23 protein-coding genes are annotated in these 23,897 nt (G+C 73.4%); 14 read left to right on the plus strand and 9 right to left on the minus strand.

All coding sequences use genetic code 11. From position 1 onward, the window contains the following. Positions 1 to 177 precede the first annotated feature (177 nt). From OTB19_RS07005 to OTB19_RS07025, 5 genes are read left to right on the plus strand one after another with little or no spacing between them, the layout of a single operon-like run. The gene (locus OTB19_RS07005; RefSeq protein ID WP_267797138.1) at positions 178 to 3,279 is read left to right on the plus strand and encodes a nitrate- and nitrite sensing domain-containing protein; all 3,102 of its coding nucleotides are present in this window, start codon (positions 178 to 180) and stop codon (positions 3,277 to 3,279) included. Next, a complete protein-coding gene (locus tag OTB19_RS07010) occupies positions 3,276 to 3,749 on the plus strand; it encodes a roadblock/LC7 domain-containing protein (protein WP_267797139.1) in 474 nt (157 codons plus the stop codon). The genes OTB19_RS07005 and OTB19_RS07010 overlap by 4 nt, the downstream gene beginning before the upstream one ends. Continuing rightward, positions 3,746 to 4,129, plus strand: a complete 384-nt coding sequence (locus OTB19_RS07015) for a DUF742 domain-containing protein (protein ID WP_267797140.1) — start codon at positions 3,746 to 3,748, stop codon at positions 4,127 to 4,129. Before OTB19_RS07010 ends, OTB19_RS07015 begins: the two co-directional genes overlap by 4 nt. Beyond that, positions 4,110 to 4,739 carry a GTP-binding protein gene (locus tag OTB19_RS07020; protein ID WP_385635494.1) on the plus strand — a complete coding sequence of 210 codons (630 nt, stop codon included), beginning with the start codon at positions 4,110 to 4,112 and terminating at the stop codon, positions 4,737 to 4,739. The genes OTB19_RS07015 and OTB19_RS07020 overlap by 20 nt, the downstream gene beginning before the upstream one ends. Positions 4,740 to 4,783: 44 nt before the next feature. Then, positions 4,784 to 6,049: a styrene monooxygenase/indole monooxygenase family protein gene (locus OTB19_RS07025; RefSeq protein WP_267797141.1), complete on the plus strand. Its 1,266-nt coding sequence runs from the start codon at positions 4,784 to 4,786 to the stop codon at positions 6,047 to 6,049. Here the strand turns inward: OTB19_RS07025 and OTB19_RS07030 are convergent. From OTB19_RS07030 to OTB19_RS07040, 3 genes are all read right to left on the minus strand, one after another. Then, positions 5,995 to 7,176: a C40 family peptidase gene (locus tag OTB19_RS07030; RefSeq protein WP_267797142.1), complete on the minus strand. Its 1,182-nt coding sequence runs from the start codon at positions 7,174 to 7,176 to the stop codon at positions 5,995 to 5,997. The two genes, OTB19_RS07025 and OTB19_RS07030, sit on opposite strands and share 55 nt — an antisense overlap. A gap of 187 nt (positions 7,177 to 7,363) precedes the next feature. Further along, entirely contained in the window at positions 7,364 to 7,759 is a 396-nt protein-coding gene (locus OTB19_RS07035) for an SHOCT domain-containing protein (RefSeq protein ID WP_267797143.1), read from the minus strand. Continuing rightward, a complete protein-coding gene (locus OTB19_RS07040) occupies positions 7,759 to 8,151 on the minus strand; it encodes a DUF6325 family protein (protein WP_267797144.1) in 393 nt (130 codons plus the stop codon). Before OTB19_RS07040 ends, OTB19_RS07035 begins: the two co-directional genes overlap by 1 nt. A 105-nt stretch (positions 8,152 to 8,256) precedes the next feature. Between OTB19_RS07040 and OTB19_RS07045 the strand changes: the two genes are divergently transcribed. Together OTB19_RS07045 and OTB19_RS07050 are read left to right on the plus strand one after the other, a co-directional pair. Then, positions 8,257 to 9,630: an FtsW/RodA/SpoVE family cell cycle protein gene (locus tag OTB19_RS07045; RefSeq protein WP_267797145.1), complete on the plus strand. Its 1,374-nt coding sequence runs from the start codon at positions 8,257 to 8,259 to the stop codon at positions 9,628 to 9,630. Next, the gene (locus OTB19_RS07050) at positions 9,627 to 11,087 is read left to right on the plus strand and encodes a penicillin-binding transpeptidase domain-containing protein (RefSeq protein WP_267797146.1); all 1,461 of its coding nucleotides are present in this window, start codon (positions 9,627 to 9,629) and stop codon (positions 11,085 to 11,087) included. The genes OTB19_RS07045 and OTB19_RS07050 overlap by 4 nt, the downstream gene beginning before the upstream one ends. A 31-nt stretch (positions 11,088 to 11,118) precedes the next feature. Here the strand turns inward: OTB19_RS07050 and OTB19_RS07055 are convergent, their stop codons facing one another. Then, positions 11,119 to 12,228 (minus strand): ferritin-like domain-containing protein, encoded by a 1,110-nt coding sequence (locus tag OTB19_RS07055; RefSeq protein WP_267797147.1) that lies wholly within the window; start codon positions 12,226 to 12,228, stop codon positions 11,119 to 11,121. 188 nt (positions 12,229 to 12,416) lie between these two features. Between OTB19_RS07055 and OTB19_RS07060 the strand changes: the two genes are divergently transcribed. From OTB19_RS07060 to OTB19_RS07070, 3 genes are read left to right on the plus strand one after another with little or no spacing between them, the layout of a single operon-like run. Then, positions 12,417 to 13,355: an AurF N-oxygenase family protein gene (locus OTB19_RS07060; protein ID WP_267797148.1), complete on the plus strand. Its 939-nt coding sequence runs from the start codon at positions 12,417 to 12,419 to the stop codon at positions 13,353 to 13,355. 29 nt (positions 13,356 to 13,384) lie between these two features. After that, positions 13,385 to 14,098: a TetR/AcrR family transcriptional regulator gene (locus OTB19_RS07065; RefSeq protein ID WP_267797149.1), complete on the plus strand. Its 714-nt coding sequence runs from the start codon at positions 13,385 to 13,387 to the stop codon at positions 14,096 to 14,098. A 10-nt stretch (positions 14,099 to 14,108) separates the two neighbouring features. Further along, the gene (locus OTB19_RS07070) at positions 14,109 to 14,381 is read left to right on the plus strand and encodes a hypothetical protein (protein ID WP_267797150.1); all 273 of its coding nucleotides are present in this window, start codon (positions 14,109 to 14,111) and stop codon (positions 14,379 to 14,381) included. 197 nt (positions 14,382 to 14,578) lie between these two features. Here the strand turns inward: OTB19_RS07070 and OTB19_RS07075 are convergent, their stop codons facing one another. The 3 genes from OTB19_RS07075 to OTB19_RS07085 form a co-directional block, all read right to left on the minus strand. Then, positions 14,579 to 15,844 carry a sensor histidine kinase gene (locus tag OTB19_RS07075; RefSeq protein ID WP_267797151.1) on the minus strand — a complete coding sequence of 422 codons (1,266 nt, stop codon included), beginning with the start codon at positions 15,842 to 15,844 and terminating at the stop codon, positions 14,579 to 14,581. Then, positions 15,841 to 16,623, minus strand: coding sequence for a hypothetical protein (locus tag OTB19_RS07080; RefSeq protein WP_267797152.1), 783 nt, complete (start codon positions 16,621 to 16,623; stop codon positions 15,841 to 15,843). Before OTB19_RS07080 ends, OTB19_RS07075 begins: the two co-directional genes overlap by 4 nt. Before the next feature lie 271 nt (positions 16,624 to 16,894). Continuing rightward, complete coding sequence (locus OTB19_RS07085) at positions 16,895 to 17,506, minus strand: hypothetical protein (RefSeq protein WP_267797153.1); 612 nt, start codon at positions 17,504 to 17,506, stop codon at positions 16,895 to 16,897. A 365-nt stretch (positions 17,507 to 17,871) separates the two neighbouring features. On the opposite strand from OTB19_RS07085, the gene OTB19_RS07090 reads away from it, so the two are divergent. From OTB19_RS07090 to OTB19_RS07105, 4 genes are all read left to right on the plus strand, one after another. Then, entirely contained in the window at positions 17,872 to 18,699 is an 828-nt protein-coding gene (locus OTB19_RS07090) for a nuclease-related domain-containing protein (protein WP_267797154.1), read from the plus strand. 93 nt (positions 18,700 to 18,792) lie between these two features. Further along, complete coding sequence (locus OTB19_RS07095; RefSeq protein ID WP_267797155.1) at positions 18,793 to 19,980, plus strand: Ku protein; 1,188 nt, start codon at positions 18,793 to 18,795, stop codon at positions 19,978 to 19,980. A gap of 128 nt (positions 19,981 to 20,108) precedes the next feature. After that, positions 20,109 to 20,993 carry a non-homologous end-joining DNA ligase gene (gene ligD, locus OTB19_RS07100; RefSeq protein WP_267797156.1) on the plus strand — a complete coding sequence of 295 codons (885 nt, stop codon included), beginning with the start codon at positions 20,109 to 20,111 and terminating at the stop codon, positions 20,991 to 20,993. After that, positions 20,990 to 21,886, plus strand: coding sequence for an ATP-dependent DNA ligase (locus OTB19_RS07105; protein ID WP_267797157.1), 897 nt, complete (start codon positions 20,990 to 20,992; stop codon positions 21,884 to 21,886). Before ligD ends, OTB19_RS07105 begins: the two co-directional genes overlap by 4 nt. Before the next feature lie 195 nt (positions 21,887 to 22,081). Here the strand turns inward: OTB19_RS07105 and OTB19_RS07110 are convergent, their stop codons facing one another. Both OTB19_RS07110 and OTB19_RS07115 read right to left on the minus strand, forming a co-directional pair. Beyond that, positions 22,082 to 22,489, minus strand: a complete 408-nt coding sequence (locus OTB19_RS07110) for a DUF6479 family protein (protein ID WP_267797158.1) — start codon at positions 22,487 to 22,489, stop codon at positions 22,082 to 22,084. A 286-nt stretch (positions 22,490 to 22,775) separates the two neighbouring features. Further along, positions 22,776 to 23,756: an XdhC family protein gene (locus tag OTB19_RS07115; protein WP_267797159.1), complete on the minus strand. Its 981-nt coding sequence runs from the start codon at positions 23,754 to 23,756 to the stop codon at positions 22,776 to 22,778. Positions 23,757 to 23,897: the final 141 nt, after the last annotated feature.

The raw sequence follows: 23,897 nt of genomic DNA on the forward strand, positions 1-23,897 counted from the left end.
GAGGCGGTACGAGGGGGCAGGGAGCGTTTACTTGTTGACCGGCCGTTACCTCGGCCACACGAGTAGACGAGCACGAGCACACGTACAGGATTGCGAGCACCGGTGCAGAAGAAGCGGTCTCGGAAGAACGGCACCGCCAGCGCCGACGGTCCCGCCATCGCAGGACGTCGCGTCCGCGTGCGCCGCAGGTTGGTGATCGGTGTGGCCGTCGCCGGCCTCACGGTCCTGGTGGCCGGCGCACCCGCCGTCGTCTCCGCGACGAGAGAACTGAACGACTCCCAGCGGCTGGTCACGCTCGCCGAGCAGACCCGGGCGGCCCTCACCCTGGCGCACCTGATCGGCGACGAACGCGACGCCGTCATCGAGTACGTCGCCAAGGGACGCCCCGCCTCCGGCAAGAGCGCCGTCCGGGAGCGCACCGCGCGCACGGACCGGCAGCTCGACGAGGTCCGCGCGGAGGCCGACGAGGACCTCTCCGTCGCCCTCGGCCGCATCGGAGCCGTCCGTGCCGAGGCGCTCGACGGCAAGGGCGGCGCCCTCGCCGCGCACCAGGCCTACGCCGGCGTCATCGCGGACCTCATGGCACCGGGCGACCGGCTCGTCGAACTGACCCCGCCCCGCGCGGAGGCCGCGCTGGTCACCACCCGGCCGTTGGCCCCGCTCGGACAGGCCGTGGAACAGGCCGGCGCCACCCGCGGCCTGCTGCTCGCGGCCCTGGCCGTCCCGCGCTCCGAACAGGCCGTGAGCCTGGCGCCCGTGGACGAACTCACCGTCGCCGCCCAGCGTTCCCGGGTCCGCGAACAGGCCGCCCTCGACGACTTCTCGCGCACCGCGCGACCGGACGTGCGCGAGACGCTCGCCGCCACCGTCACCGGCCCCGAGGTCAAGACCGCCGAGGAGTACCTCAAGCGGCTCACCGACCGGCCCACCCTGAACTCGACCGACCGCAAGGTCGACCGCGCCGCCGTCGGCGCCGCGCTCACCGCCCGCGTCGACCGGATGCAGTCGGTCGAAGCCACACTGGCGAGCCGACGGGCCACCGCCCTCGCGACCCTGCGCGACGACGACGTGACCCGCCTGGAACTGCTGATCGCCTTCGTGGGCGTGCTGTTCCTGTTCGTCGTCGGCTTCTCGACGGCCGTCGCCCGCTCCCTGACCCGCCCGCTCTCGGTGCTCCGCCGGGGCGCCCAGCGGCTGGCGACCCCGGAGGGCTCCGTCGAGCCGGTGCGCTTCACCGGCCGCAACGACGAGTTCGCCGAGGTCGTCCGCCACCTGAACGCGGTACGGGACCAGACGGTCTCCCTGCACACCCGGATCGCCGGACTCGACGCCGACCGGCGCCGCCTCATCGGCCGAAACGAGGCGCTGACCTCCGGCCGCGGGGCCCTGGACGCCGAGCTGAGGAAGCTGCGGGCCGGGCTCGAAGAGCACCGCCGCGTCATGTCGGCGACATCGGTGTCCCTGTCCCTGCGGACCCTGGGCCTCGTGGAGCGCCAACTGGCGGTCATCGAGGAGCTGGAATCCAAGGAGCAGGACCCGGACCGGCTCGCGACCCTGTTCAAGCTCGACCACCTCGCGACGGTGATGCGCCGGCACAACGAGAACCTGCTGGTCCTCGCCGGCCAGGAACACGGCCACGGACAGGCCCTGCCGGTACCCCTGGTCGACGTCATGCGGGCCGCGGTCAGCGAGATCGAGCGGTACGATCGCGTCGACCTCGCGGCGATGCCCTCGTACACGCAGGTCGCCGGGCACGCCGCCGACGACATCTCGCACGTGCTCGCGGAACTGCTGGAGAACGCGACGACCTTCTCGCCGCCGGACGTCAAGGTGAAGGTGTCCGGCCGACTGCTGGACACCGGCGAAGTGGTGCTGTCCGTGCTGGACGAGGGCATCGGCGTCACCGAGGACCGGATGGCGGCCCTCAACGCCCGACTGGCCACCCCCGAGGCGTACGACGAGGAACCCGAGTCGGAGCACGGCCTGGGTCTCGGCCTGTACGTGGCCGGGCGGCTCGCCGCCCGACACGGCGTCACCGCCGAACTGCGGGCGCCCCGGCACGGCGGGACGGAGGCCCTGGTGGTCGTTCCGGCGACGCTGCTGCCGACCACGCCGCCCGTCTCGCCGGTGCACTCCCTGGCCATGCCCGGCGCGTCCGGGCTGCGCCTGCCCGGGGCGATCGCCGAGGCGAACGAGAACACCCTGATGTCCCAGCGGACGCCCCCGGCGGCGGACCCGGTCGTGGAGGCCGCGGCCGAGCCCGTCTTCGAACCGGCGGCCGAGCCGGTCGGGGACCCGGGGATCGCCGCCGACCTGGCCGCCGCGTTCGGCGACCCGGTTCCCGCCACGCCCACGCCGGCGGACGCCGCGATGGACGCCGGGGTGGACGCCGAGTCCGGCACGGGGACGGAACCGGCTTCGGACCCGGCTTCGGACCCGCTCACGGACCCGGAGGCCGAGCCGCTCGCCGAGACAGAGGCCGCGTTCGACGCCGCGTTCGAGGCAGAGTTCGAGGCCCGCACGGACTCCGAACCGCTTCCGCCCGCCGACCAGGTGTTCACCGTCCCCGCGCGGGAGCCGGAAGAGCCGTCGTCCGCCGAGGCGCCGGCCGAGCCGGCCGCGAGCGACGCCCCGGACGCGACGAGCGACCCGGGTGACGCCGCCGACGAGGCCGCGGAGGCGGTCGCGGACGAGGTCGCCGACGTGATCGACGCCCCGGCCGCCGTTCCGGATCCGCAGCCCGTGCTGTCCGCGGACGAGGAACTCCTCGCCCGCGTGGTGTCGGAGGCCGACGCCGAGGCCTTCGTGGCCCCGGACGCGCAGGCGCCGCCCGCCGAGCAGGTCTTCACGGTGCCCGCCCCCGCGGCCGAGGCACCGGAGGGCGCGGAGCCCGCGCAGGGGCTGCCCCGGCGGATACGGCCCGACGCGGAACCGGGACTGCCCGTGCGGCCCGTCGCCGCCGCGACGTCCGATCCGCACCGGCGGGCCGAGGCCGAGGAGCACTGGCTCCCGCGCCAGGCCGGCCACCCCGAAGACGTCCTGACCGACAAGGGCCTCCCCAAGCGGACCCCGCGCAACGTGGCCACCGGAGGTCGCCCCGCCGACGCGCGGCCCGAACCGCGCCGGGTGGACGCCGACGAACTGCGGCGCAGGCTCGGCGGGTTCTACCAGGGGACCCAGGACGGCAGGCGAGTCGTCGAGGCCGAGCTCGCGCAGGACCGCGGGCAGGACCGGGGACAGACCGACCAGGGGGACACCGCACAGGAGGCACGCACATGACCGCGCCCAGTACGTACGGACTGAGCACCCAGGCCCGCAACCTGCAGTGGCTGCTGACCGACCTGGTCGAGGAGGTTCCCGGCGTCAACTCCGTCGCCGTCGTCTCCTCGGACGGGCTCCTGCTGCTCTCCTCCGAGCCGCCGGCGCAGTCCCCGCAGGACCGGCCCAAGGGCCCCCGAGGGGCCTCGGCCGACCTCGCCACCATCGTGTCCGGGCTCGGCAGCCTGACCACGGGCGCCGCCTCCCTCATGGACGGCGGCTCCGTGAAACAGACCATGGTGGCGATGGAGCACGGCTCCGTCTTCGTCATGGTCATCAGCGACGGCTCGCTGCTCGGCGTGCACGCCGCGCCCGACTGCGACATGAGCGTCGTGGCCTACCACATGGCCCTGTTCGTGGGCCGCGCCGGCCACGTACTGACCCCCGAGGTCCGCAGCGAGCTGCGCCAGTCGATGGAGAACACCCCGTGAGGAGTCCGGCCTCCGACCGGCTGCCGATACGCGGCGCCGACCGCCGCCCCGCCCGCGTCCGCCCGTACTCGCTGACGGGCGGCCGGACCCGGTTCACGCAGGTCCTGCTGGTGGAGACCTTCGTCGCCGCCCTCGACAGCGGTCCGGTCGCGACGCCCGACCGGATGCCCGAGATGCCCGCCATAGTCGAGGTGTGTCGCCGCATGCGGACGATCGCCGAGATAGCGGCGCTCCTGAAACTGCCGCTCGGCGTGGTCCGCGTCCTGGTCAGCGATCTCGCCGACCAGGGCCGGATACGCGTCTACGGCACGGGACACGGCACCGGCCGTCCCGAACGCGCACTGCTCGAAAGGGTGCTCAGTGGTCTTCGCCGTCTCTGACCGTCACATCGACGTCCCCCCTGACGACGAGCCCGCCCAGGCCTGGCAGTACGACCGCTCGCGCGCGCCCGTCGCCGTCAAGGTGCTGGTCGCGGGTGGATTCGGCGTCGGGAAGACCACGTTCGTGTCGTCCCTCTCCGAGATCACCCCGCTGCGCACCGAGGCGGTGATGACGCAGGCCAGTGCCTCCACCGACGACCTGTCCGGGACCCCGGACAAGAGCACCACCACCGTCGCGATGGACTTCGGCCGCGTCACGCTCGACGACGACCTCGTCCTGTACGTGTACGGCACCCCGGGCCAGGAACGTTTCTGGTTCATGTGGGACGACCTGGTGCGCGGGGCGATCGGCGGCCTGGTGCTGGCCGACACCCGCCGGCTGCGGGACGCCTTCCCGGCCCTCGACTACTTCGAGAGCTGCGGCCTGCCGTACGCCGTCGCCGTCAACCACTTCGAGGGCTCCGCCTCCTACGAGGAGGAGGACGTGCGCGAGGCGCTCACCGTCCCGCCCCACGTCCCCGTGGTGATCATGGACGCGCGTCGGCGGGCGACCGTCGTCGAATCGCTGCTGGCCCTGGTGGGTCACGCCCTCGACGCCACTCCCGAATAGATCCACCAGGTCAGGCGGCCTGACAGACCCGAATCGAGAACGTGATGCGCAAGATACTCGTCGTGGGAGCCGGCCAGTCCGGTCTTCAGCTCGCCCTCGGACTCCAGTCCAAGGGGTACGAGGTCACCCTGATGTCCAACCGGACCGCGGACGAGATCCGCACCGGACGGGTCATGTCCACGCAGTGCATGTTCGACACGGCGCTCCAGCACGAGAGGGACCTCCAGCTCGACTTCTGGGCGCGGCAGGCGCCCAGGATCAAGGGTCTGGGCGTCTCGGTCGCCGCCCCGGACGGCAGCCGGGCCGTCGACTGGCTCGGCCGGCTCAAGGGGGACGCGCAGTCCGTCGACCAGCGCGTGAAGATGGCCGGTTGGCTGGACACCTTCGCGCAGCGCGGCGGGCAGCTGGTCGTGCACGGGGCGTCCGTCGCCGACCTGGACTACTTCTCCCGCATCTACGACCTGGTCCTGGTCGCCGCCGGCAAGGGCGAGCTGGTGTCGATGTTCGAGCGGGACGCGGCGCGTTCCCCCTACGACGCGCCGCAGCGCGCGCTCGCGGTCAGCTACGTCCACGGCCTGGGGCCCCGCCCCGAGCACCCGGAGACGGAGGCCGTGCGCTGCAACCTGGTGCCCGGTGTCGGCGAACTGTTCGTCATGCCGACCCTGACCACGTCGGGCCGCGCGGACATCCTGTTCTGGGAGGGCGTCCCGGGCGGCCCGATCGACGCGTTCAAGGGCACGACGGACCCCTCCGCGCACCTGGCGCTGACGCTGGAGCTGATGGAGAAGTTCACGCCGTGGGAGTACGCGCGGGCCGGGAAGGCGGAGCTGACCGACGCGGGCGCCACCCTCGCCGGCCGGTACGCGCCGGTGGTCCGCAACCCGATCGGCCGGCTGCCCGGCGGCGGGCTGGTGCTGGGCGTGGCGGACGTGGTCGTGGCGAACGACCCGATCACCGGACAGGGCTCCAACTCGGCGGCCAAGTGCGCGGCCTCGTACCTCTCGTCGATCCTCATGCACGGCGACAAGCCGTTCGACGAGGCGTGGATGAAGGCCACGTTCGACAAGTTCTGGTTCACGACCGGCAAGCCGGTCACCCAGTGGACCAACGCCATGCTGGGGGTCCCGCCGGAGCACGTGCTGAACCTGATCGGTGCGGCCGGGCAGCTCCAGCCGGTGGCGGATCGATTCGCCAACGGCTTCGACAACCCGGCCGACTTCGACGCGTACTTCTACGACCCCGAGGACACGGCCGACTACCTGGCCGAGGTCACGGCCGCCGCCGCGGCGGGAGCCTCCTCCGCCGAATAGCCGGTGTCGTCCCCCGCCGCGGCCGCCCCGGGCAGCCGCGGCGGGGTGTACGAGGCGAGCGGCGCCCCTGCCGCGTCCGGACGGACGGCGCCGAGGACCGGATTCGCGGCGATCGGCGACACCTTGACGGTGGCTCCCGGACGGGGTGCCTGGATCACCTTCCCGTCCCCGATGTACAGGGCCACGTGCGTGGCGGTGGGGAAGTACACCACCAGATCCCCCGGGCGGAGCCGGTCCAGGGGGACCCGGGGCAGCCGGGCCCACTGGTCCTGGCTGGTCCGGGGGATCGCCCGCCCGGCGTGCTCCCAGGCCCGGGAGGTCAGCCCGGAGCAGTCGAAGGACCCCGGCCCCTCCGCGCCCCAGACGTACGGTTTCCCGATCTGCGCGGCCGCGTACGTGAGGGCCTCGCCGCCGGCGGCCGTCGGCGTACGGGCGCTCACGGCCCCCGGGGCTCCGAGCCGGCCCGAATCCACCAGCTCCCGTTGTGCCTCGGCCGTGTCCGCGGCCTCGCGGCCGTCGAGCTGCGCCAGTTGTTCCGCGCTCAGCGAGGCCAGCAGTCGCTCGACCTCCTTGAGCCGGCCCGTGACCTCGTCCCGGTGCCGCTTCTGCTGGGCGGTCAGCGCCTGCTGGGCGTCGAGGGCCTTGCGGGCCGCGCCGGCCAGCGCCCCGGCCCGCTGTTCGCCCCGCTCCAGCCGGGCCAGTACACCGGCCGTCCGGGCCCCCTCGCGCGCGGCGAGCCGGCGCTGGTCAGCCGCGTTCTGGAAGTCCCCGAGCAGCAGCATGCGGACGTACGGGGGGACGCCGGCGCGGGAGCCCCGGTACTGCTCGCGGGCCAACCGGCCGACGAGGGCCCGTTCGGTCAGGAGCGCGGCCCTGGCCTTGGAGAGCTCGGTGGTGGAACGCCGTTCGTCGTCCTGGCGGGACTTGAGGGCGACCTCGGTGGAGTTGTAGGCCTCGGCGGCCTGTTCGGCTTTCTGGTACAGCCCTTGGAGCCGGGTGAGCAGGACGCCGACGGGCTCCGCGGCCGGGGCGGCCGGCAGCGGTTCGGCGTGGGCGAGGGGCGGGGGAGCGGCCGTCAGGAGGACGGCGGCGGCCACACAGGCGGCACGGAGCAGTCGAATTGTCATGTAATCACCTCCGGGGCGGCCGATGCTGCCACGCCCGGTATGACGAATCCTCCACGCGGGGCCGGCGGCGGGGAGGCGGCCACCCGTCCGGCCCACGCCGAAGCCCTCTTCGAAGGCCTTCCCGAAGCCCCCGATTCCCCGGCCCCGCTGCCCCCGGCCGCCGCCCCCGGCCTCGGTTGCCGGTCCGTCAGGGGCCGAGCAGGCGGGCCTTGGCCGTACTGAACTCCTCCGGGGTCAGCAGCCCCTCGCGGGCCAGGGCGGCCAGTTGTGCCAGCTCCTGGACGAGCCCGCCGGCGCCCGATCCGGTCGCCTCGTGCGGGGTCGGCTCCGCCGAGGCGTCCATGCCGGTGTCGGTTCCGGTGTCGGTGTCGGTTCCGGCGTCGAAGGCCGTGTCGGCGTCGGTGTCCGTGTCGGCGTAGGTCTCCGTGTACCGGGCGACCGGCGCGGCGGGGGCGGCGGGCCATCGGGCGTTCCGTCCGGGTTCCGCGGTGCCCGAGGCCCGCGCCAGGAGGCCGCGGAGCAGCGGTCGGCCCGGCGGCCGGTCGGCCCGGGCCGGCGCCGCTGCCACGGGTCTGATGAACATCAGGCCACCACCCCCACCCGCTCGGCCGGGATCCGGACCGACCCCACGATCCGCCCGCCCGCCGCCCGTACCGCGACGGCCGCGTCCTCGGCCCACACGTGCTCGACGACCAGCAGGAGCGCGCAACTGCCGAGCTCCAGGAGTTCCGCCGCCTCGCGGACGTCCTCCGGGCCGATCAGCCGGGCCGCCTCGCGGTGCGCCAGCAGGCCCGCCAACTCCACGAACTCGTCGAACTCGGACGCCATGACCTCACCCGACGCCGTCCGCGTGGCCACGAGACCGTCGATCAGTCGCACCACCCCGGCCTTGCGGAGCCCCATCACGGCCTCGACGGCCGGGACGCGCAACTGTTCCTCCGGAAAGGCCAGGACGATGAACTCCACAGGGCCCATGGGGTGAGACTCCCGATTCCGATGGTTCCGACCGTTTGTGACGACTCTTCGGCACTCTATGACATAAACGGACATACGCCCCGTGCCCTTGCTACGTTTCCCCGTATGACCGCTCTGACGGCGAAGGTTGCGGAGCCCGCCCCGCCCCCACCCTGCGGCGACCGCGCCGCCAAGCGTCGCGGCGTCGAGCTCGCGCTGCTCACCGGGGCGGTCCTGATCTCCGTACTCGGTCACCTCCACGTCGGCTACGCGTCCACCGGCCGGCTCCCCGAGGGCTCCTCGCACTACGCGGCGGGGCTCTTCGGCGCCGCCCTGCTCGCGCACCTCGCCGTCCGCTTCGGCGCCCCCCATGCCGATCCGCTCGTGCTGCCGATCGCGTTCCTGCTCAACGGCCTCGGCCTCGTCCTCATCCGACGGCTCGACCTGACCACCCCCCACCACCTCACCGCAGGGGAGCAACTGCGCTGGTCCGCCCTGGGAGTCGTGCTGTTCGTGCTCGTCGTCGGGCTGCTGCGCGACCACCGGGTGCTCCAGCGGTACGCGTACCTGTCCGTCGCCGTCGCCCTCGTGCTGATGCTGGTGCCGGTCTTCTTCCCGGCCGTCAACGGCGCCCACATCTGGATCCGCCTCGCCGGCCTCTCCTTCCAGCCGGGGGAGTTCGCCAAGATCCTGCTCGCCGTCTTCTTCGCCTCCTACCTCGCCGCGAACCGCACCGCCCTCGCCCTGGGCGGGCGGAGGCTCTTCTGGAAGCTCAAGCTGCTGCCCGGCCGGGTCCTGGGGCCGATCCTCACGATCTGGCTGCTCAGCGTCGGGGTGCTGATCCTGGAACGGGACCTCGGCACCTCCCTGCTCTTCTTCGGCCTCTTCGTGATCATGCTCTTCACGGCCACCGGCCGGATCGGCTGGATCGCGATCGGGCTGCTGCTCGCCGCCGTGGGCGCCTACGCGGTCGCGACGTTCGAGCCGCACGTGCACGGCCGGGTGGACGACTGGATGAATCCTTTCGCCTCCATCGACCGCGGCGAGGGCCCCGGCCAGCTCGCCCAGTCCCTCTTCGCCTTCGGCGCCGGCGGACTCCTCGGCGCCGGCCTCGGCCACGGCCAGTCCTTCCTCATCGGGTTCGCCGCCAAGTCCGACTTCATCCTGGCCACCGCCGGCGAGGAGTTGGGGCTGGTCGGCCTCGCCGCGATCCTGCTCCTCTACGGCCTCCTCGTGGACCGGGGCTTTCGCGCCGGACTCGCGCTGCGCGACCCCTTCGGGCGGCTGCTCGCCACCGGACTCGCCTCGATCCTCGCGCTCCAGGTGTTCGTCATCGCGGGCGGGGTCACCGGACTGATCCCGCTCACCGGCATGGCCATGCCCTTCCTGGCCCAGGGCGGCTCCTCCGTCGTCACCAACTGGATCATCGTCGCCCTGCTGATCCGACTCGGCGACTGCGCGCGCCGACCCCAGGCCGCCGAACGGGAGGGCGCCGAATGATCCGGTACATCCGCTGGTGCGGGTACTTCTGCGCGGCGCTGGTCGTCGCCCTGCTGTGCAACGTGGCCCGGGTGCAGATCTGGGAGTCCGCCGCCTACGGCGCCAACCCGGCCAACAAGCGCCCCGCCATCGCGCGGTACGCCGAACCGCGCGGGGACGTCCTGGTCGACGGCAAACCCGTCACCGGCTCCCGCGACAGCGGCCAACTGCTGCGCCACGAAAGGACGTACGCCAACGGACCGCTCTACGCGCCCGTCACCGGCTTCTCCTCCCAGACCTACGGGACCAGCTTCGTGGAGCGCGCCGAGGACCCCCTCCTCTCCGGCACCGACCCGGGACTCTCGGCCTTCCCGCTCTGGTACGAGCTGGCCCGGGGCCGCCCGGCCGGCGGGAACGTCGCGACCACCATCCGGGCCGCCCTGCAGAGCGCCGCGTACACCGGGCTGGCCGGCAAGCGCGGCGCGGTCGCGGCCCTGGAGCCGGCCACCGGCAGGATCCTCGCCCTGGTCAGCAGCCCCTCCTACGATCCGGCCGTGCTGTCCGGGACCGGCACGCGGGTCAAGGCGGCCTGGGAGCGGCTGAACGCGGACCCCGCCAAGCCGATGCTCAACCGGGCGCTGCGCGAGACGTACCCGCCCGGCTCCACCTTCAAGATCGTGACCGCGGCGGCCGCCCTGGAGGCGGGGGTGGTCACCGACGTGGACGCGCCCACCGAGACCCCCGACCCCTATCCGCTGCCGGGCACGAGCACCCTGCTGCCCAACGCGGGCACCGGTTGCGTCGACGCCTCGATGGCGGAGGCGGTCCAGTGGTCCTGCAACACGGTCATGGCCAAGATCGGCGTACAGGTCGGTCTGGAGGGGATGGTGCGGGCCGCCCAGCGCCTGGGCTTCAACGACGACACGCTGCGGGTGCCGTCCTGGGTGTCGCGGTCGAACTTCGACACCGACATGGGCCCGGACCAGCTGGCCCTGTCCGCGATCGGGCAGTTCAACACGAAGGCCACCCCGTTGCAGATGGCGATGGTCGCGGCCGCCGTCGCCAACGGCGGGGAACTCAAGTCACCGCACCTGGTGGACCGCACGACCCAGGACGACGGGGACCTGGTCCGGCACGCGGAACAGCACACCCTCGGCCGCGCCATGAGTCCGGGCACCGCGATGCGGATGCAGGAGCTGATGGTCAAGGTGGTGCGCGACGGCACGGGCCGCAACGCGGCGATCCCCGGTGCGACGGTCGGCGGGAAGACGGGCACCGCTCAGCACGGCGTCGGCAACGCCGGCACCCCGTACGCCTGGTTCATCTCCTGGGCCAAGGCCGACGGCGCCCCGTTCCCGGCGGTGGCCGTCGCGGTGGTGGTCGAGGACGCGGCGGCGAACCGCCGCGACATCAGCGGCAACAGCGCCGCGGCGCCGATCGCGCGGGCGGTGATGGAGGCGGCGCTGAGGAAGCCGTAGCCGGCGGCGACCGGGTGTGGGGCCGGACGGGCTACGCGCTCTCGGCGCCCTCCGCGACGGCGTCGGCCACCTCCGCCACCCGTTCCCGCTCCTCGGCGGCGAACCGCTCGCGGTCCAGGGCCTCGGCGATCTCCTCGTCCTGGCTCATCAGCAGGTCCAGGTTGGAGTCGCCCATCTCGAAGACGCCCATGTCCAGGTAGGCCTTCTGGAGCCGCTCGCCCCACAGCCCGATGTCCTTGACGCACGGCACGATCCGGCTGAACAGCAACTTCCGGAAGAGGTGCAGGAACTCCGACTGCTCGCTGAACTCCTCGGCCTCCCTGCGCGGGATCCCGAAGTTCTCCAGCACCTCCACCCCGCGCAGCCGGTCCCGCATCAGATAGCAGCCCTCGATCACGAACTCCTCGCGCTCGCGCAGTTCGGCGTCCGTCAGCTGCCGGTAGTAGTCCCGCAGCGCCATCCGACCGAAGGCCACGTGACGGGCCTCGTCCTGCATCACGTACGCGAGGATCTGCTTGGGCAGCGGCTTGTCGGTCGTGTCGCGGATCATCCCGAACGCCGCCAGGGCCAACCCCTCGATGAGGACCTGCATCCCCAGGTACGGCATGTCCCAGCGGGAGTCGCGCAGGGTGTCCCCGAGCAACCCCTGGAGGCTGTCGTTGACCGGGTAGAGCATCCCGACCTTCTCGTGCAGGAAGCGGCCGAAGATCTCCGCGTGCCGGGCCTCGTCCATGGTCTGGGTGGCGGAGTAGAACTTCGCGTCCAGGTCCGGCACGGACTCCACGATGCGCGCCGCGCACACCATCGCGCCCTGTTCGCCGTGCAGGAACTGGCTGAAGTTCCAGGACGCGTAGTGCCGGCGCAGCTCGCCCTTGTCCTTGTCGGTGAGTTTGGCCCAGTGCCGGGTGCCGTACAGGGTCAACGCCTCGTCGGGGGTGCCGAGCGGGTCGTACGGGTCCACTTCCAGGTCCCACGCGATGCGCTTGGCGCCGTCCCACTGCTTGTCCTTGCCCTTCTGGTAGAGCGCGAGCAGCCGCTCCCGGCCGCCGTCGTACTCCCAGCTGAAACGGGCCGCGCCGGAGGCCGGAACCTGCCAGACGGCCTCGCCCGGGGCCGTGGTGTAGAGCTCGTGCGTCGACATGGACGCCCCTTCGTCTCCCGTACTTCCCTGCAAGAGCGGACAGTTGGCAGCGTCACACGTTGGTAGACACGGGGTCAACAAGTCGTGCGCGGGGGATTGACGACCTTGCTGACAGGCAGTCTCATAAGCAATGACCGCCGGTAACCCGCCCGGCGGCGACCCCACACGACGGGCGAGGTGCCCCCGCGATGACGACCACGACCGACCGCACGGATCGCCGGGTCCTGCAGGACGCGCTCGGCCTGCTCAAGGACCGCGAACAGATCGCCGAACGACTGCTCGAATCCTCGGCCAGGCACTCCTTCGACCCCGACAAGGAACTCGACTGGGACGCCCCGCCGATCGAGGGCAAGTACTACTGGCCGCCCGAACTGCTCTCCCTCTACGACACCCCCATGTGGAAGAAGATGGGGGAGGAGCAGCGCATCGAGCTCTCCCGCCACGAGGCGGCGGCGCTCGCCTCGCTCGGCATCTGGTTCGAGATCATCCTGATGCAGCTGCTCGTCCGACACATCTACGACAAGTCGCTGACCAGCAATCACGTCCGCTACGCGCTCACCGAGATCGCCGACGAATGCCGGCACTCCATGATGTTCGCCCGCATGATCCAAAAGGGCGGCGCCCCCGAGTACCCGGTCTCCCGCGCGAACCACAACCTCGCCCGCGTCCTCAAGACGATCTCCACCACCCCCGGCTCCTTCGCCTGCACCCTGCTCGGCGAGGAGATCCTGGACTGGATGCAACGACTGACCTTCCCGGACGAGCGCATCCAGCCGCTGGTGCGCGGGGTCACCCGCATCCACGTCATCGAGGAGGCCCGGCACGTCCGCTACGCCCGCGAGGAACTGCGCCGCCAGATGCTGACGGCCCCGCGCTGGGAACAGGAACTCACCCGGATCAGCTGCGGCGAGGCGGCCCGCGTCTTCTCGCTGGCCTTCGTCAACCCGCAGGTCTACGACAACATCGGCCTCGACCGCCACGAAGCCGTCGCCCAGGTCAAGGCGAGCGGCCACCGGCGCGAGGTCATGCAGACCGGCGCCAAGCGGCTCACCGACTTCCTCGACGACATAGGAATCCTGCGCGGGGTCGGCCGCCGGCTCTGGCAGAGCTCCGGACTCCTGGCCTGAGGCGCCGCCCCGGGGGTTACGCTGCGGGCATGACCGTACGCGCGTACCGCAGGCTGAGCGTCGAGGAGCGACGGGCCCAACTCCTCGACGCCGCCCTCACGCTGTTCGCGCACCGGGCGCCCGAGGAGGTCTCCCTCGACGACGTGGCCGAGGCCGCCGGCGTCTCGCGCCCCCTCGTCTACCGCTACTTCCCCGGCGGCAAGCAGCAGCTCTACGAAGCCGCCCTGCGCTCCGCGGCCGAACTCCTGGAGCAGTGCTTCGCCGAACCCCAGGCCGGACCCCTCACCCGGCGACTGTCACGGGCCCTGGACCGCTACCTGGCCTTCGTCGACGAACACGACGCGGGCTTCTCCGCCCTCCTCAACGGCGGCAGCGTGGTCGAGACCTCCCGCACCACGGCCACCGTCGACGGCATCCGCCGGGCCGCCGCCCAACAGATCCTCGTCCACCTCGGCGTCCCGGACCCCGGCCCGCGGCTGCGCATGATGGTCCGCACCTGGATCACCGCCGTCGAGGCGGCCTCGCTGATCTGGATCGACGAGGGCAAGCAGCCCGGCGTGCAGGAGCTGCGGGACTGGCTGCTGGACCAGTTCATCGCCCTGCTCACGGCGACCGCCGCCACCGACCCGGAGACCGCCGCCGCCGCCCGCGCGGCCCTGTCCCTGGAATCCGCGGACGGACCGGTCGGGGTGCTCGCCCGCCGCGTGATCCCCGTGGTCTCCGAGGCCGCCCACCTGCTGTGACACTGGAGGGGTGAGAAGCCAACCCACCCCCTTCGAGGGCGGCCCGATGGACGGCCGGACCCTCCCGATCCTCCTCGGCCCGACCGGGCACCCCGCCAAGTGGTACGAGATCCCGGTCCCCGCCCCGGACGGCGGCGCCCCGACGGTCCTGCTGTACGAGCGCGTCCCGGCGGGCTACTCGAAGCGGCTGGGCCTCCAGAAGGGCTGGAAGTACACCTTCGTCCCCTCGGGCACCAGGCCCAAACCCCGCTGGCCCTGGACCAAGACCCCACCCCAGGCGTGACCGCCGTGATCAGCCCCGCCGGCGTTTGAGGCGCCCCGGCGGGCGCCCGTCCCGACCGGGTCCGGCGGTGCCGTGATCAGCCCCGCCGGCGTTTGAGGCGCCCGGCGCAGCCGGGGCCGGCAGCATCGACGCCGCACGGCACCGTCACCGCTCGGCCAGGGCACAGCCACAGGCCCCCGGGTCCGCCACCCCGCCCCTCACCCGCCCGGCCAGGGCAACGGCAGGGTGACCACCGCCAGCGCCCCGCCCCCCGTTCCGCGCCGGAACTCCAGCCGCGCCCCGATGACCCGGGCCTGTCCGACCGCGATGGTCAGCCCCAGCCCGTGCCCCTTGCCCTTGCCCGAGCGGGAGTCCGACCCGCTCCGGAAGCGTTGCGGGCCGTGCGCGATCAGGTAGTCCGGGTAGCCGTCGCCGTGGTCCCGTACGGTCACCACCGGCCCGTCCACGGTCAGGACCACCGGCGCGCGCCCGTGCTTGTGGGCGTTGGCCACCAGGTTGCCCAGCACCCGTTCCAGCCGCCGCCGGTCCGTCTCCACGTGCGCGTCCCGGACGACGACGACCTCCGTGTCCGTCCCCGAGGCCCGCACCACCCTTCCCGCGAGCCGGGCGAGCTGGTGCAGGTCGGTCTCCACGGCCTCGCTGCCCGAGTCCAGTCGGGAGATCTCCAGCAGGTCCTCGGTGAGTTGGCGCATCGTACGGACCCGCTCCTGTACGAGTTCCGTCGCCCGCCCCTCCGGCAGCAGTTCCGACGCCGCCTGCAGACCCGTCAGCGGCGTCCGCAGCTCGTGCGCCACGTCCGCCGTGAACCTCTGCTCGCTCATCAGTTTCGCCTGGAGGCTGCCCGCCATCGTGTCCAGCGCGCCGGCCACCGTCGCCACCTCGTCCTGGTGCCGCGCCGGGTCCCGCGTGCGCGGATCGCCGACCCGCGCGTCCAGGTCCCCCTGGGTGATCCGCCGGGCCACCGTCGCCGTCTGGTGCAGCCGCCGGGTCACGCGCGTCACGGCGAACGCCCCCACCAGCAGCGTTCCCCCGATCGCCAACAGGGAGGAGCCGATGATGGCGTGGTCCAGGCCGCTGATCGTCCGCGCGCTCTGGCTGTAGTCGACGGCGGTGGCCAGCGCCCGGCCGTCCGCCGGGCCGGCCGCCCACATCGTCGGCCGGTCGTCGTGGGTGCCCATGACCGTCCCCTGCCGGCCACCGACCGCGAGTTCCCGCAGCGACGGCGGCAACTCCGCCGGGTCCAGCCCCGAATCGGGGGGCAGGGCCTCGCCCGCCTCGTAGGCGCGGGACGCGTCGCGCAGCTTCTCCAACGCCTTGTCGCGCGCCGTCCCGACCGTCTGCCGGGTCACCTCCACGTGCACCAGCGCGCCCAGTACCGCCGCCAGCGAGCAGCACATGACCACGATGAAACACGCCGACTTCCAGGTCAGCGTCGCGGTCCAGGCCGGCAACCGGTGTCTCACGACGAGGCCCCGCCCGTCGCCGTCGCCATCCCCGTAGCCGTCCCCGTTGTCGTCGCCGAGCCCGCCTCCGGGCCCGGGGTGGCCTCCGTCGACGGCCGCGGGCGCGCCGGCCCCGGCACCCGGACGATCTGCTCGCGCGTCGGCAGCATGCTGCGCTGCTTCCCGTCCCAGGACCAGGCGGTGATCAGCTCGTAGCCGTTGTTGCCGCTCGGGGCCCGCAGGATCACGTCCCGGCCGGCGAGTTCCACGCCGATCACGGTGTCGATGGTGGCCATGATCCGGTTGAGCCGCCCGTCGGGGTCCGCCGTGTAGGCGCGTACGGACAGCATCTTGTCGGGCAGCTCGATCCCGACGACGATCTCGTCCTTCTCGTTCCCGGTGAGGTCCCGGTAGTACGGGCTCAGGACGGGGCACTTAGCGCCCGGTTCCTTCCCGCACGCGAGGACCGCGTCGGCGGTCTCCCGGGGCATCCCGTCCGGGCCGACGTCGGTGTTCGGGTGCGCGCGCAGTTCCGCCTGGACCAGCGCCACGGGGTCGACCGCGTGCACGTCCTGGTTCTCGACCCGGGGCAGCCCCGGCACGTACTCGGGCGGCGCGCCCCCCGGATCGGCGGGCGGCACCACGGCCCCCTCGCGCCCCGGCCACAGGTTCACGGGCCCGCTCGCCGTCGGGGTCGGCCCCGCGGCGACCAGTTCGCCCGAGTCGCCACAGGCCGCGGTCAGGAGCAGCAGGGCGGGCAGCAGCAGGACGGTGCGCTTCCGGAAGGGAAGGGGTTTCACGGGGGCGGGCCATCCTCTCTGCGGCGGCCGGTGACGGTCGGCTTCCCGTCAACCTTATGCAGAGATACATCCCTTTTGCTCACGCGTCCGTCCGGTGGACTCCCGGCCGATCCGCCCGCCGCCGGGGCCCGGGCACGAACCGGCCCGATCCCGCGCCCGATCTCGCCCACCTGCCGATCCGGCCCGCCGCCGCCCGGGCCTCGGACCGCCGCCCGGGCCTCGGACCGCCGCCCGCCGCCCGCCGCCCGCCGCCCGACAAGGCGCCGGGGCGTCAGCCCTCCGTACGTCCGCGCCGCACCATCGCGAAGCCGAGCCCGGCGGCGCCGACGGCCGCGATGCCGCCGCCCGCCGCGAGCAGCAGCACGCCCTCGCCCGGACCGTCCGCCAGGGTGTTCAGGCGCAGCGCCTCCGCGGTCCCGCCCGCGCCCGCACGCGCCGCGGACTCCGGGGTGTGCGCCGAGACGGGGACGGTGTGCCCGCTGCGCGTCCCGGTCTTGTGGCCGTCGCCGAACAGGGCGTGCGACGCGTCGCCGGCGGAACGGGTGTCACCGACCCACGACGTGAGCCGGCCGTCCGCGCGCAGCGAGACGTGCAGGTCGCCGGAACCGCCGACCTCGGTCGCACCGTCCCGGCCGGCCAACGTGGCGATCCGGGCACCGTCGCGCAGGATCTCGGCCTCGTAGGCGTTGTCGGCGACCCGGTAGACCCGGGCCAGGGACTCGCCGTCCGCGAGGGAGAGGCTCTTGACCAGGGTCCGCTGCCCGGTCGACGCGGCCGGTACCCCGTCCGCGAGCGCGGCGGCGGTGGGCAGGGCCAGGAGGCTGCCGGCGCATGCGGTCACGGCGGCTGCGCGAACGAGACTGCGACGGCTGACGGTGTTCACGGAAGGTCCTTCGTTGCGGGTCGGGTCCCCGGCGTGTCCAGGGGGCCGGGCGTGTTCGGGTGACATGCGGGCGTGTTCAGGTGACATAAACGTAGGCGTCCGTCATTGCGGTACAGCGGTGCTTCTGTAACAGCAACCCGACGGGGTCCCGTCGGAGTCGTTACACGGGCCGTTACACAGTCGATCGCAGGCCCCGCACGCCACACGGGCCCCGCGCACCCGGCACGGCCCGCACACCCCGTGCGGCTCCTCGTTCCCACGAGGCGCCCCGCGCCACTCCAACGACGGGGCCCGGCCGCAGGACCCGGCAGGGGGATTGTCCGTCGGCGTCCGGCCTGCTCCCATGGACTGCGGGGGTGAGGGCGATGCCCGGACTCAAGGTGCTGCCGAGCGGCCGGCCCGGCCGAGGTCGGCTGTACGTCAACCTGCCCGACGGCGAGGCGGTCGCCTGGTACGACCGGCGGACCAACCGGGTCAGCCTGCTGTCGGACACCCGCCGCGAAGCGGTCCTGACGGCCCTGCGCCCGTACCTGACCGGCGACTGGACCGTCGGCCCGCCCCCGGTGCCCACGGCCGCCGACCTGCTCCGCCTCGCGCTGCCCCCGGACGAGGACCTCGCCCCGAACCGGCCGGGGGAGCCCCTGGTGGGCGAGCTGACGTACGGCTCCCCGGGCGCCCGGGCCCGGCACCGGATCCGCCGGGAACTCCAGGCCCTGGAACGGATGGGCGCCGAACTCGACGCACTGGAGAGCGAGGACTGCCGGGTCCTGCACGCCGTCCCGCTGCCCGACGGCGGCGTGATCGACCACCTGCTCATCGGGCTGCCCGGGGTCTTCTGCGTCCGCACCGTCCCCGGACGCCGTCAGCGTGTCCGGATCGGGGACCTCCTGCTCACCGTGGGCCGCGCCGAACCCGGCCCGGAACCCCGCTCGGCCCGCCTCGCGGCCGCGTACGCCATCCGTGTGCTGACGACGCCGGTCGTCCCCGCGCTCGCCCTCGTCGAGGCCTCCCGGGTCGAGGTGGCCCCCACCCTGCGCGACGTACGGATCCTCCAACCCGGCACCGCCGCCGACCACTTCGCCTCGACCCCGGCCACCCTCAAGCCCCCGGACGTCGACGCCCTGTACGCCCTCGCCCGCGACACCCGCACCTGGCTCGGCCCCGCCCGGCGACGGACCGGGGCCCGCGCGTAGCGGCCCGCCGCCGGCGCGGTCGCGCCCGCCGTCGAGTGTCGCGCTCCGGCTCCTCGGCATAGCCTGAGGACCTCCCCAGGGAAGGAGCGCGGCATGAGGGCTACCTGGAAGGGAGCCATCTCGTTCGGGCTGGTCACGATCCCGGTGCAGCTCTTCACGGCCACGGAGGAGCACGACATTCCGCTCCGCCAGGTGCACGGGAAGGACGGCTCCCGGGTGCGGCTGCGGCGCGTCTGCGAGGCCGAGGACGTGGAGATCCCGTACCACGAGATCACCAAGGGTTACGAGGCCCCGGACGGCAGCATGATCATGCTGTCCGACGAGGACCTCGCCGACCTCCCCCTCCCGAGCAAGAAGCTCATCGACGTGCTGGCGTTCGTGGACGCCTCGACGATCGATCCGCTGATGTTCTCCAAGGCCTACTACGTCGGCACGTCCGACCGCGCCGCCGCCAAGCCGTACGCCCTGCTCCGCGAGGCCCTCACCGAGTCCGGGCAGATCGCCGTCACGAAGATCGCCATCCGGTCCCGCGAGGCCCTCGCCGTGCTCCGGGTCCACGAGGACACCCTGGTCCTCCAGACCTGCCTGTGGCCCGACGAGGTCCGACCCGCGGCGGGCATCACTCCGGAGGGGGACGTGACGATCCGGCCCCAGGAACTCCAGATGGCCCGCTCGCTCATGGACATGCTCTCTCAGGACTTCGACCTGTCCGCGCTGCACGACGAGTACCAGGAAGCCCTCCAACAGGTCATCGAGGCCCGACTCCAGGGCATCGAGCCGCCCCGCGAAGAGGAGGGGGCCGCCCCGGCCGGCGGGAAGGTCATCGACCTGATGGCCGCCCTGGAGAACAGCGTCCGCGCGGCCAGGGAATCCCGCGGGGAGCCCGCCGCAGCCGACGGCGGGACGGACGCCGAGGTGCGCACGCTGCCCGTGCCCGGCCACACGAGGAAGGCCGCGGCGGAGAAGAAGGCCGCCGCGAAGAAGGCCCCGACCGCGAAGCGGGCGGCCCCCGCGGCGACGGCGAAGACGACCCAGGCCCGCAAGGCCACCGGCTCCGCGGCGAAGAAGGCCGCCACCTCCACCACCACGCCCAAGGAGACCGGCGGCAAGAAGAGCACCGCCGCCAGGAAGTCCACGGCGAAGACGCCCACGAGCAGGACCGCCGCCACGAAGAGCACGGCCGCGTCCGCGACGAAGACGACGCGCACGGCGAAAACGGCGACCGCCACGGCGAAGACCGCGACGGCGAAGAAGACCACCCGGCGCGCGGCCTCGGCCTGACGACCGCGCCGCCCCGCCGCCCCTCCGTCCGTCCATCCATCCATCCATCCGGGCGAGCCGCTACGCCCCCCACCCGACTGGCCCGTCCCGACCGCCCGCTTCGCCCCGATCCGTGCCAGTCTGCTGGTATGGCGCCGATCACGATGGTGGAAGGGCGCCGCATCTCGCTCAGCAACCTGGACAAGGTGCTGTACCCGGAGAGCGGCTTCACCAAGGGCGAGGTCCTGCACTACTACGCCTCCGTCGCGGGCGCGATGCTGCCCCACCTCCACGACCGGCCGGTCTCGTTCCTGCGCTACCCCGACGGCCCCGACGGCCAGCTCTTCTTCACGAAGAACCCGCCGCCCGGCACGCCCGACTGGGTACGGACCACCCCGGTGCCCCGGTCCGAGGACGTCACCGCCGAACAGGTCGTCGTCGGCGACCTGCCCACCCTCATGTGGGCCGCCAACCTCGTCGTCGAGTTCCACACCCACCAGTGGCCCGCCGACGCCCCCGGCATCGCCGACCGGCTGATCCTCGACCTCGACCCCGGCCCGCCCGCCACCGTCGTCGAGTGCTGCGCCGCCGCCCTCTGGCTCCGCGAGCGCCTCGCCGCCGACGGGCTGCAAGCCTGCGCCAAGACCTCCGGCTCCAAGGGCCTCCACCTGATCGTGCCGCTGGAGCCGACCCCGTCCGAGCGCGTGTCGGCGTACGCGAAGGCCCTCGCCCAGAAGGCCGAACGCGAGCTCCCGGACCTGATCGTCCACCGGATGGCCAAGAACCTGCGCCCCGGCAAGGTCTTCGTCGACCACAGCCAGAACGCCGCCGCCAAGACCACTGCCGCCCCCTACACCCTGCGCGCCCGCGCCCAGCCCACCGTCTCCGCGCCCGTCGCCTGGGAGGAGGTGGAAGCCTGCCACGACCCCGCCGAGCTGGTCTTCCTCGCCGACGACATCCCACCCCGGCTCGCCCGGGACGGGGACCTCTGCGCCCCACTGCTCGACCCCGCCCAGGCCGGCGGGCTGCCGTGAGCACGGTCCGGGTCGCACTCGCCACCGCCGTCGCCACCCTGCCGCGCGAGCCGGGCCTCGCGTACGAGCCGAAGTTCGACGGACACCGCCTCGTCATCGTGCGCACGGCCGAGGAAACGGTGCTCCAGGCCCGCTCCGGGCGAATCGTCACCGCCGCCTTCCCCGACCTCGCGGCGGCGGCGCTGATGCTGCCCGCCGGCACCGTCCTCGACGGGGAAGTGGTCGTCTGGCACGCCGGACGGACCGATTTCGCGCTCGTCCAACGACGGGCGGCCGCCACCCCGGGCAGGGCCGCGCTGCTCGCCCGGACCCTCCCCGCCTCGTACGCGGCCTTCGACGTACTGGAACTCGCCGGGCTCGACGTGCGCGCCCGCCCGTACGAACGGCGCCGCGCCCTCCTCGTCGACCTGCTGCTCCCGCTCGGCCCACCCCTCCAACCGGTGCCCATGACCACCGACCCGGAGCTGGCCGAGACCTGGTACGAGACCCTGCCCGCCGGCGGCATCGAGGGCCTCGTCGTCAAACGGCTGGACCAGCCCTACCCGGCCGGCCGGCGCGGCTGGCGCAAGCTCCGCCACACCAACGTCCGGGACGCGGCCGTCATCGGCCACACCGGCACCCCGCGCCGCCCGCTCGCGCTGGTCCTCGTCCTCCCCGGCGAGGACGAGGAACCGCTGGTCTCCAGCCCACTGTCCCCGGGGCTGCGCACCGAACTGGCCGCGACCCTGGCCCGCCGCGCGCAGACCGCCCCCGCCGGGGCGACCGTGACCGCCATCGGCCTCGGTGAGGTCCCGTACCACCCGCTGGACCCGCCGCTGGCGGCGGAAGTGCGCCAGACCTCGGGCCGCCACCCGCCCCCGGAGGTCCTGCGCCTGCGCACCGACCTGCCCTGACGTGCACGGATCCGATCCGACTGTGACCTGGGCGGTTCCGACGTGCCCGGATGACGTACCCACCGACCGTGGACCCCCGACGCAAGCAGACCTCCGACCCGCGCGAACTGCGGCGGGTCGGAGGTCGTACGGCGGGAGGTCAGGCCCCGTCAGGGCGGGGGCGTGCCGGGGCGGGCCGGGGCGCCGGGGCGGGGATCAGACCGGGTTCACGCCGCCCAGCGGAGGCACGGTCGGCGGTTGCTTGTCCGCCGGCGGCCGCGGATTGGGGTGCTCGTACCCGGATTCCCGCTCCGCGCGGGCGTCCTCCTGGTGGCTGTGGCTCCGGGAGCCGAAGTTCCCGTACCCCTGCATCTCGTGCGGACGCAGACCGGCGGTGGGGAACTCCACGGGCTCACGCTCCTCGGAGACCTCCAGCACCGCACCGCCGTCGGGCAGGTGGGGCTGGCTCTCGGTGCTGGGTGGCGCCGGCTCGTGCGCGCGAACCCGTTTGCCCAGCATGAATCCGCCGAGCAGGAAACCCACGACGATCAGTCCGACGACCAGGAGCCACGCGATGTTCGTGAGGGTCCTGTCCACCGCGAGATAGATCAGGTTCGTGTCCATGTGTACTAGTTTCCCGCATTTGGTCCGTCTTCACTCCTGCGGCCGCGGAAACCTCCCCCGCCCCGGGCCGGGACGCCTCCTGGACGGGGAACCCCGGCCGGCACGGCCTCTCCCGGACGTGGTGTAACCCGGACGGTCACCCCGGGACGCGGAGCCCCGGCCGGGACGCGGGTGTAACCCCGGACGGTATGCCCCGGGACGCGGACACCTCCTGGACGCGGGGAACCCCGGGCCGGAAGGCCCCCGGAACGCGGCGCCCACCGGTGTGCCACGCCCCGGATCACGCTCACCCCCGCAACGGCCCCTCGGAATCCCGCAACCCGCCGCCGTCCCGGCCCCCGAGCACCCCGAGGATCTCGGCGCAGATAGCCAAGGCCGTCTCCGCCGGCGTTCGCGCCCCGAGATCCAGACCGATCGGCCCGTGCACCCGCGCCAGCTCCGCCTCGCTCACCCCGGCCGCGATCAGCCCCTCACGCCGCCGCGTGGTGGTCCGCCGGGAACCGAGCGCCCCCACGTACGGGATCCCGAGCGCGAGCGCCGTCCGCAGCGTCGGCACGTCGAAGTCCGGCTCGTGGCTGAGCAGCACCAGACACGCGGCGTCCCGATGATCCGCCAGGACCTTCGCGGCCTCCGCGGCCGACTCCACGACCGTGACCCCCCACTCCAACAGGGCCGCCTGCCGCCCGATGATCTCGGCCAGCTCCCCGGTCCCCCCGACGACCACCCGCGGAGCGGACGGGTACGCCTCCACGAGCACCAGCCCCGACCCCCCGTACAGGGCGTCCCGCCCGGGCCGCCGGGTCGCCAGCAGCTCCCCGGCCCGCCGCGCGGCGTCATCGGCCGGCAGGCGCACGGCCCGCACCACCTGGCTCACGGCCCGATCGGCCGCCGCGTTCAACCGCGTCACCAACGCCACCCCGGCCCCCTGCCCCAGCAGCTCCCACCACTCGCCCGGGATCGACACCAGCGGCTGCAACAACACCTCGGCCTGCCCGCCACAGGTCAACCGTGCCTCGACGGCCTCCCCGGCCCCGACGGACAGCTCGCGCACCCGCGCGCTCCCCCCGCCCAAGGCGCCCGCCTCGGCCACGAGTTCGGCATCGAAGACCCCCCGATACAGCGCCCCCACACACTCCCCGCCGGCATCCACCAACACCGCCCCGGCAGGATCCCGCGGCCCGAACCCCTGCTCGGTCACGGGCCGCGCCAGATACGCCTCCCGCCCCTCGGCCACCCACCGCCGCGCCGTCTCCACCAACTCACGCATCGCGCCTGCCCCATCCTCATCGTCAGAGCCCGCCACAAAGCACCTGGTCACCGGCGCAAGGTGGCCTCATCTCCAACCTACGCACGCCACCCCCTCCACCCCACCCCCCAAATCCCCCTCCACAGCTGCGCCGCACTCGGC

It is taken from the genome of Streptomyces sp. H27-H5 (assembly GCF_026627505.1).
In the GTDB taxonomy this organism is placed as follows: domain Bacteria; phylum Actinomycetota; class Actinomycetes; order Streptomycetales; family Streptomycetaceae; genus Streptomyces.

What these genes read in the sequence shown, in the direction of transcription:
- OTB19_RS07115 (WP_267797159.1), bottom strand. Translation starts at nt 23,756, where the DNA reads ATGCGTGAGTTGGTGGAGACGGCGCGGCGGTGGGTGGCCGAGGGGCGG.
- OTB19_RS07025 (WP_267797141.1), top strand. Translation starts at nt 4,784, where the DNA reads ATGCGCAAGATACTCGTCGTGGGAGCCGGCCAGTCCGGTCTTCAGCTC.
- OTB19_RS07045 (WP_267797145.1), top strand. Translation starts at nt 8,257, where the DNA reads ATGACCGCTCTGACGGCGAAGGTTGCGGAGCCCGCCCCGCCCCCACCC.
- OTB19_RS07050 (WP_267797146.1), top strand. Translation starts at nt 9,627, where the DNA reads ATGATCCGGTACATCCGCTGGTGCGGGTACTTCTGCGCGGCGCTGGTC.
- OTB19_RS07095 (WP_267797155.1), top strand. Translation starts at nt 18,793, where the DNA reads ATGAGGGCTACCTGGAAGGGAGCCATCTCGTTCGGGCTGGTCACGATC.
- OTB19_RS07040 (WP_267797144.1), bottom strand. Translation starts at nt 8,151, where the DNA reads ATGGGCCCTGTGGAGTTCATCGTCCTGGCCTTTCCGGAGGAACAGTTG.
- OTB19_RS07065 (WP_267797149.1), top strand. Translation starts at nt 13,385, where the DNA reads ATGACCGTACGCGCGTACCGCAGGCTGAGCGTCGAGGAGCGACGGGCC.
- OTB19_RS07060 (WP_267797148.1), top strand. Translation starts at nt 12,417, where the DNA reads ATGACGACCACGACCGACCGCACGGATCGCCGGGTCCTGCAGGACGCG.
- OTB19_RS07090 (WP_267797154.1), top strand. Translation starts at nt 17,872, where the DNA reads ATGCCCGGACTCAAGGTGCTGCCGAGCGGCCGGCCCGGCCGAGGTCGG.
- OTB19_RS07010 (WP_267797139.1), top strand. Translation starts at nt 3,276, where the DNA reads ATGACCGCGCCCAGTACGTACGGACTGAGCACCCAGGCCCGCAACCTG.
- OTB19_RS07055 (WP_267797147.1), bottom strand. Translation starts at nt 12,228, where the DNA reads ATGTCGACGCACGAGCTCTACACCACGGCCCCGGGCGAGGCCGTCTGG.
- OTB19_RS07030 (WP_267797142.1), bottom strand. Translation starts at nt 7,176, where the DNA reads ATGACAATTCGACTGCTCCGTGCCGCCTGTGTGGCCGCCGCCGTCCTC.
- OTB19_RS07035 (WP_267797143.1), bottom strand. Translation starts at nt 7,759, where the DNA reads ATGTTCATCAGACCCGTGGCAGCGGCGCCGGCCCGGGCCGACCGGCCG.
- ligD (WP_267797156.1), top strand. Translation starts at nt 20,109, where the DNA reads ATGGCGCCGATCACGATGGTGGAAGGGCGCCGCATCTCGCTCAGCAAC.
- OTB19_RS07110 (WP_267797158.1), bottom strand. Translation starts at nt 22,489, where the DNA reads ATGGACACGAACCTGATCTATCTCGCGGTGGACAGGACCCTCACGAAC.